The 6,954-nt window shown below is 75.3% G+C and carries 8 protein-coding genes and 1 pseudogene; 4 read left to right on the forward strand and 5 right to left on the reverse strand.

Annotation, left to right across the window (positions count from 1 at the left end; genetic code table 11):
• The coding region (locus MNZ29_RS23065) for a DUF2400 family protein (protein ID WP_242356941.1) at nucleotides 1-462 on the reverse strand (462 nt) is incomplete at its 3' end.
• 111 nt (nucleotides 463-573) lie between these two features.
• On the opposite strand from MNZ29_RS23065, the gene MNZ29_RS23070 reads away from it, so the two are divergent.
• Complete coding sequence (locus MNZ29_RS23070; RefSeq protein WP_242356943.1) at nucleotides 574-753, forward strand: hypothetical protein; 180 nt, start codon at nucleotides 574-576, stop codon at nucleotides 751-753.
• A 111-nt stretch (nucleotides 754-864) separates the two neighbouring features.
• Here MNZ29_RS23070 and MNZ29_RS23075 read toward each other — a convergent pair whose 3' ends face one another.
• From MNZ29_RS23075 to MNZ29_RS23085, 3 genes are all read right to left on the reverse strand, one after another.
• The gene (locus MNZ29_RS23075; RefSeq protein ID WP_242340371.1) at nucleotides 865-1,269 is read right to left on the reverse strand and encodes a two-component system response regulator; all 405 of its coding nucleotides are present in this window, start codon (nucleotides 1,267-1,269) and stop codon (nucleotides 865-867) included.
• A 124-nt stretch (nucleotides 1,270-1,393) separates the two neighbouring features.
• Entirely contained in the window at nucleotides 1,394-1,909 is a 516-nt protein-coding gene (locus MNZ29_RS23080; RefSeq protein WP_242340372.1) for a molybdenum cofactor biosynthesis protein B, read from the reverse strand.
• 48 nt (nucleotides 1,910-1,957) lie between these two features.
• Nucleotides 1,958-2,569, reverse strand: coding sequence for a hypothetical protein (locus tag MNZ29_RS23085; protein WP_242340373.1), 612 nt, complete (start codon nucleotides 2,567-2,569; stop codon nucleotides 1,958-1,960).
• Between the two features lie 29 nt (nucleotides 2,570-2,598).
• Between MNZ29_RS23085 and polX the strand changes: the two genes are divergently transcribed.
• From polX to MNZ29_RS23100, 3 genes are all read left to right on the forward strand, one after another.
• On the forward strand, nucleotides 2,599-4,371 hold the full coding sequence (gene polX, locus MNZ29_RS23090) for a DNA polymerase/3'-5' exonuclease PolX (RefSeq protein ID WP_242340374.1): 1,773 nt from the start codon (nucleotides 2,599-2,601) through the stop codon (nucleotides 4,369-4,371).
• A gap of 145 nt (nucleotides 4,372-4,516) precedes the next feature.
• The gene (locus tag MNZ29_RS23095; RefSeq protein ID WP_242340375.1) at nucleotides 4,517-5,860 is read left to right on the forward strand and encodes an MFS transporter; all 1,344 of its coding nucleotides are present in this window, start codon (nucleotides 4,517-4,519) and stop codon (nucleotides 5,858-5,860) included.
• 143 nt (nucleotides 5,861-6,003) lie between these two features.
• On the forward strand, nucleotides 6,004-6,591 hold the full coding sequence (locus MNZ29_RS23100) for an outer membrane beta-barrel protein (protein WP_242340376.1): 588 nt from the start codon (nucleotides 6,004-6,006) through the stop codon (nucleotides 6,589-6,591).
• Here the strand turns inward: MNZ29_RS23100 and MNZ29_RS23105 are convergent.
• A pseudogene (locus MNZ29_RS23105) lies at nucleotides 6,557-6,954 on the reverse strand (hypothetical protein); the annotation flags it as partial. The gene MNZ29_RS23100 and the pseudogene MNZ29_RS23105 sit on opposite strands and share 35 nt — an antisense overlap.

Here is a 6,954-nt window from a genome sequence, read left to right on the forward strand (position 1 = left end):
GAAGCGCGCGAGCGCGTCGCGGAGCGCGCCGTCGCCGCCGCGGGACGCGCGGAGGAGCGCCGCGAAGCGCGCGCCGAGCGAGCCGTGGCGCGCGCGCAGGTCGCCCACCGCCGCCGCGAGGGCGGCGAGGTCGGGCGGACGGTTGAACCGGTAGACCGCGCCCGCGAAGAAGGACGGGTCGGGCGACCGCGCGAACTCGCGGACGAACGCCGCCGGCGAGGGGCCCATCGCCGCGAGCACCCGCTCCACGACCGGCTTGAACACGTCGGCCCGGCCGTAGGCGAGGCTCGCCGCGAACAGCGCGGCGACCTCCGCGTCGGCGGGATCCGCGTAGCGCCTCGGCAGCTCCACCGGATCCGCGGCCAGCCGGGCCCGCCGGTCGAGCGCGGCGTCGAGGGCGTCGAGCAGGGGGCGGAGCGCCGCGGCGCGGGCGGGCGACAGGGTGCGTGGCCGTCGCGTCATCGGTAGCGGGACTTAGCGCGGCTCGGGCCCGCCCGCCCCCTGGCTGTCAGAGCCCCCTGCTATTCCGTTCAGGGTCGCAGGCCGAACGGAGGTGACGGGATGAATCAGCGGATGAGGACCTGGCTCGACGGGCGGGAGTGCGCGCGGAACCGACGCGTCGGCGAGCTGCGAATCGAGGTCCGGGTTGCACGGGATCGGACGCTCGAGCCCGGCGCGCGGCGGCGCGCCGAGCGGCGGGTCCAGCTCATGGCCGGGCTGCTGGACCGCGGGGGCGGGACGCTCGACGCGTGATGGCCATGGGCCGCTCGCCCCACGGCTCGAGCGCGGTGGGCGAGACTCGAGCGATCGGCTCCGAGGGGGCCCCTGAGGCGCTCGGGATGAGCCGCCCTTGGGGGGCTCGGCTCAAGCGGCGGACGAGGTGGGCGCGGGGAGCGCGGGTTCCATCGCGACCCGCAGCGCGGCGACGAGCTGGGCGACGCGGAAGGGCTTCGGGAGGAACGTGAGGGCCCCGGCGGCGAGGAGATCACGCTCGCTACCCGGACGCCCCGAGAGACCGATGACGGTCATGGCGCGGACTCGCGGATCCGGCGAGGCGTGCAGGCGGAGGATCAGCTCCGCACCGGTCATCTCGGGCATCCACTGATCCACGATCGCGACGGCGGGCTGCACGGCGAGCGCCAGCCGGAGCGCGGCGGGTCCCGAGTCGGCCTGGAGCGGCTCGAAGCCGAGCGCCCTCAACGTCTGGACGAGGATCTGCCGCACGGGCTCGGCGTCGTCGACCACCAGGATCCGCACCGGTGTCTGCATGCCCGCGATCTTAACAGCGGGTATGTGCATGTGCGAGAAATCGGCACACGAGCCGATATCGGCCCACCCCGAGACGCCTCCCCGGCAGACGCGACCGCGAGGCAGGGGCGCGAGGCTCCGGGCGCTACACGCGTCCCGCGTCCTTGCGGATCTCGCGCAGCACGTGGCCGATCTCGGGCCCGATGAGCTTCTCCCAGGCGAGGCGCACGGCCGCGAGAGAGCCGGGCACCGAGAACACGGCCCGCCCTCCCCACACGCCGGCCACGGCGCGGGAGAGCATCGCGGCCGAGCCGATCTCCGCGTACGAGAGCATCCGGAAGAGCTCGCCGAACCCGTCGAGGCGCTTCTCGAGCAGCCCCGCGACGGCCTCGTAGGTCCGGTCGCGCGCGGCGATGCCCGTCCCGCCGTTCACCACGACGGCGTCCGCCCCGGCGCGCACCGCCTCCTCCAGCGCGGCGCGGAGCTGCGCCGGCTCGTCCCGCACGATCCGGTAGCCCGCGAGGACGTGCCCGGCCTGGGCCACCGCCGCTTTGAGGAACGCGCCGCTCCCGTCCTCCGCCTCGCCGCGCGTGTCTGACGCGGTGACGACGAAGATCCGCAGCGTGCGGGGCGCCTCGTGCCTGTGCTCCTCGTGTCCCATGCTCCCTCCTCCGGATGGCCGCGGCAGCGCTCGCGCAGGCGCCGCTCCTTACGGAACGCGCACGTCCGCGCGGGCCGCCTCCATCCGTCGCTCGACCGCTGGCCCGTCCGGCGCGTCGGGCGCGCGGCGCAGGTACTCCGCCCAGGCCGCCACCGCCGCCGCTGCGTCCCCCGCCCGCGCGCGGGCGTCGCCGAGGGCGCGGTGCGCGACCGCGACCCCCGGGTCGACGGAGATGGCGCGCTCGGCGTACTCGGCGGCGTCCCGCGGGTCGCCCTCCTCCGCGAGCCAGGCGGCCGCCGCCGCCAGCGCCGGAGCGTCGTCGTAGTCCAGGGCGCGCACGGCGCCGAAGCCGCGCGGGCGGAGCGCGGCCGCGATGCGCGCGCCTTCGAGGCTGTCCGCCGCGAGCACCCGCTCCTCGGGCTCGTAGCCGTCGGCCTCGATCCGCAGCACGTGCGGCTCGGGCGCAGCGTCCGGGACCACCGCCCCGCCGCCCGGGCCGAGCGGCCGCCCATCCAGCTCCACCCGGGCGGAGCGCGGCAGGACCTCGACGAGCACCTCGGGCGGGCGCAGCGCGGCGCCCCGGCGGCGCGCGCCGCTGCAGCCACCGGACGTCACGGCTAGCGCGGCGAGGAGGACGGAGAGGACGCGGAGCGGCGGCATGGCGGGCCGGCTCCTATATAACGCGCCCCATGCTCGACAAGTTCGCCATCGCGCGGTCGCTGCGCGAGCTCGGGACGCTCCTCGAGCTGGAGGGTGAGAACCCGTTCAAGGTCCGCGCCTACGAGAACGGCGCGCGCGCCGTGGAGGCGCTCGAGGATCTCGGGGCGCGCGTCGAGGCGGGGCGCCTCACCGAGGTCCCCGGCATCGGGGAGGCGCTCGCGAAGAAGATCGCGGAGCTGCACCGCACCGGGCGGCTCGAGCTGCTCGAGCGGCTGCGGGCGAAGCACCCGCCCGGCATCCTCGAGCTCCTCCAGGTACCCGACCTGGGACCGAAGAAGATCGCCGCCCTGCACGCGGCCCTCGGGATCGGCACCGTCGCCGAGCTCGAGGCGGCCTGCCGCGACGGCCGGGTCCGGACGGTGAAGGGCTTCGGCGAGAAGACGGAGGACAGGATCCTCGAGGGGCTCGGGCGCATGCGAGCGCGCGCGGCCGAGCGGCAGGTCCTGCTCGTCGACGCGCTCGCCGCCGGGGCGGCGCTCCTCGCGCACCTGCGCGCCGACCCCGCCGCGGAGGAGGTCGCGCTCGCCGGCTCGACCCGGCGGGGCAAGGAGACCGTCGGAGATCTGGACGTGGTGGCCGCGTCGCGCGATGCCGCCGCGCTCGCCGCGCGCCTCGTCGCCTACCCCCTCGTCGCGCGGACGATCGCGCGCGGTGGCACCAAGACGAGCGTCGAGCTGGCGTCGGGGCTGCAGGTCGATCTCCGCGTCGTCCCCCCGGAGGACTTCGCCACCCTGCTGCACCACTTCACCGGCTCGAAGCCGCACCACGTGAAGCTGCGCGGCATCGCGCGCGAGCGCGGGTTCACGCTGAGCGAGTGGGGGCTCCACCGCCTCCCGCCGGGCGCGGCGAGCGCGGGGGCCGCGCAGGAGGGGCGGCCCGACCCGGCGGCGAAGGTGCCCATCGCGAGCGAGGCGGAGCTGTACGCGGCGCTCGGGCTGCAGCCCGTCCCGCCCGAGCTGCGGGAGGACACCGGCGAGATCGAGGCGGCGCGCGCAGGCGCGCTCCCGGTCGATCTCATCCGCCTCGAGGACGTGCGCGGCATGGTCCACTGCCACACCACCTGGTCGGACGGCCGCGCCTCGGTCGAGGAGATGGCGCGCGCCGCGGAGGCGCTCGGCATGGAGTACCTCACCATCACCGACCACTCGCCGACCGCCTCCTACGCGGGCGGGCTCGACCCGGACCGGCTGCGGCGCCAGTGGGACGAGATCGCGCGCGTGCAGGAGAAGGTGAAGGTGCGGCTCCTGCGGGGGACGGAGTCGGACATCCTGGAGGACGGCGCGCTCGACTTCCCGGATCGCATCCTCGAGCAGCTCGACGTCGTCGTGGCGAGCGTCCACTCGCGGATGAAGATGGACGAGGACGCCATGACGCGGCGGCTGGTGCGCTGCATGTCCCTCCCGGTGTTCAAGATCTGGGGCCACGCGCTCGGGCGGCTCCTCCTCGATCGGCCCTCGTTCGCCTGCCGCGTCGACGAGGTGCTCGACGCCCTCGCCGCCTCGCGCGGCGCCGTGGAGGTGAACGGCGATCCGCGCCGGCTCGAGCTCGAGCCGCGCTGGCTGCGGGCGGCCACCGCGCGCGGGATCCCGGTGGTCCTCTCGGTGGACGCGCACTCGGTCCAGAACCTCGGGTTCCTCGGGAACGCGGTGACCGTCGCGCGGCGCGGATGGGTCCGGCGTGGCCAGGTCCTCAACACGCGCCCGGTCGAGGAGTTCCGCCGCGCGGTGCGGCCGGTGTCGTGAGCGGCGCTCCCCGGTGCGGGGGCGCGGTCGAGCGCGGGCGGGATGGGCGTCGGCGCCACGCCCCGCTCCGCTGGCCGGCACGGGCCCGCTGGCGGCGTCGGGCCGGCTTGTGCCGGGGACGGCCCGCGTCTAGTCTCGTCCGGCCTTGGCCAACGTCCTCAAGTCGAAGCGCGTCCAGGTGCTCGGGGCGCTCATGCTCGCCTCGGGCATGCCGCTGGGGTTCGTCTTCAACACCTTCCAGATCTTCCTCCGGAGCGCCGGCGTCGATCTGAAGACGATCGGGATCCTCTCCGCGGTGTCGCTCCCGTGGAGCCTCAAGTTCCTGTGGGCGCCGCTCGTGGACCGCTACGCGCTGCCCCGCCCGGACCGGCGGCGGAGCTGGATCGTGCTGGCCCAGATCGCGCTCGCCCTCGGGCTCTTCGCGTTCGCGGCCTACGCGGGCTTCGCGCTGGAGCGCGATCCGGCCACCGGCCGCATCGCGATCGCGGCGAGCGCCGCGGCGGTGCTCGGCGCGATCGCGCTGTTCATCACCATCGCGTCCGCCACCCAGGACATCGCGCTCGACGCCTACTCGGTCGAGGTGCTCGAGCCGGACGAGCAGGGGCCCGCGAGCGGCCTGCGGGTCATGTGGTACCGGATCGGCATGCTCGTGGCGGGCGCGCTCGCGATCTTCTCGGCGCAGTGGCTCCCCTGGCCGGTGGTGTTCGCCCTGCTCGGCGGCCTGTTCCTCGCCTCCATCGCGCTGACGCTCTGGGCCGACCCCCCCGTGCGGCCGGCCGCCGCGCCGCGCTCGCTCAAGGCGGCGATCGTCGAGCCCTTCCGGACCTACTTCGGCCGCCCGCAGGCGCTCACCGTGGCCGCGTTCCTCGTGCTCTACAAGTTCGGCGACAACGCCGCCGGCACGATGGTGAACCCGTTCCTGAAGGACATGTGCTTCTCGAACGCCGAGATCGGCCTCGCCGTGAAGATCATCGGCACGGCCGCGACCATCGCGGGGACCGGCCTCGGCGCCGCGCTCATGTCGCGCCTCGGCCTGGGCCGGGCGCTGTGGGCGTTCGGCTTCGCCCAGGCGGGCGCGATCGGCTTCTACGCGCTCGCCGCCGCCGCCCGCGCCGCTCCCCTCGACGTGGCGCTCTGCGCCACCCTCGAGCCCATCTCGGCGGCGGCGCGCGGCTGGACCTACGTCGGGATCGCGGCGGAGTACGCCTCGCAGGGGATGGGCACGGCCGCCCTGCTCGCGCTCATCCTCCGCGTCTGCGACAAGCGCTACAGCGCCACGCAGTACGCGCTCCTCTCGAGCCTCTTCGGCTTCGGGCGGACGCTCTCCGGGATCCCGAGCGGCGTCCTCGCCGAGCGGCTCGGCTACCCCCTCTTCTTCGCCTCCTGCATGGCGCTCGCGATCCCCGGGCTCCTCGTGCTGCAGCGTCTCGCGCCCCTCCACCAGCGCGACGTGCTGTCCTCCGAGTCCGCGGGCGGCACGCCGGCCTGACCCGGAGGCGGCAGCGAGCGCGCCGCACACCGCCCCGCCTCCGCGCACACGCCCTGCCGCTCGCGCCCTTTCCGTGCGGCGGGACCGCCGCTAACATGCGCGCCCGCGCCGCTTTTGGCGCGCAGCTTCCTGGAGGAAGACTCATGAAGAACGTGATCCGCACCGCGGCCGCGCTGGCGCTGCTGCTCCTCGCCCCCGCCGCGCTCGCTCAGGGCCGCGGCGCCCGCAGCTCGAGCGGGCTCACCAACGCCAACGTCCTCCTCGGCTTCGAGGACGGCGACGGCAACACCGGCCTCGCGCTCCGCGGCGACCTGGAGATGCTGCCGACCCACCTCGGCCCGAACACGAACCTCTCGCTCGTGCTGTCGCTCGGGTACTCGCGCTTCTCCGACTCCTACTACGGGTGGGAGTGGGGCATGAACCTCTTCAAGCTCGTGCCCGCCGCGCGGTTCGGGTTCGACGTGGCGCCGCGCTTCGGCCTCTACGGCGACGCCGGCCTCGGCCTGTACTTCGCCAACATGTCCGTGAAGGAGCGCGACCCCTACTACGGGACGTGGACGAAGGCCTCCGACTCCACCGTCGGCCTCGTCATGCGGCTCGCCGCCGGCGCGAAGTTCGACGTGACGCCGACCTTCGGGCTCGGCGCCGAGATCGGCGTGAACCCGTACTTCGGCGGCGACTACGAGGACACGACGTTCACCGGGATGCTGCTGGCGTCGTTCCGGATGTAGCGCTCGCAGCGCCGACCGGGACGAGCACGTCCACGGTCCCCTGCCGTCCCACCCCCCGGACCGGCCAGAGGTGGAACGCGCGGAGCCATCGCTCCGCGTGCTCCTCCTCGCCGGCGGGGCGGCAGATGCGGAGCGACTCCGGGGGACGCCCCTTCCACAGCGGCGCGGTCGGGTTCGAGCGGTGCGTGAGGCCGTACACGCGCCGCGCGAGCCCGCGCTCGCGCGCGACGAGGGCGGCGTGCCACACCGTCGGCCACACCGACCAGTAGTCCCCCGCGACGAGCTCGCAGCCCGCCGCGAGCACGTCCTCCGTCCGCGCGCCCGCCGCCGCGTCGAGGTCCGCGCGCACGCGCGCGAGCGACG

The sequence above is a fragment of the Anaeromyxobacter sp. SG64 genome, assembly GCF_022690745.1.
In the GTDB taxonomy this organism is placed as follows: domain Bacteria; phylum Myxococcota; class Myxococcia; order Myxococcales; family Anaeromyxobacteraceae; genus Anaeromyxobacter; species Anaeromyxobacter soli.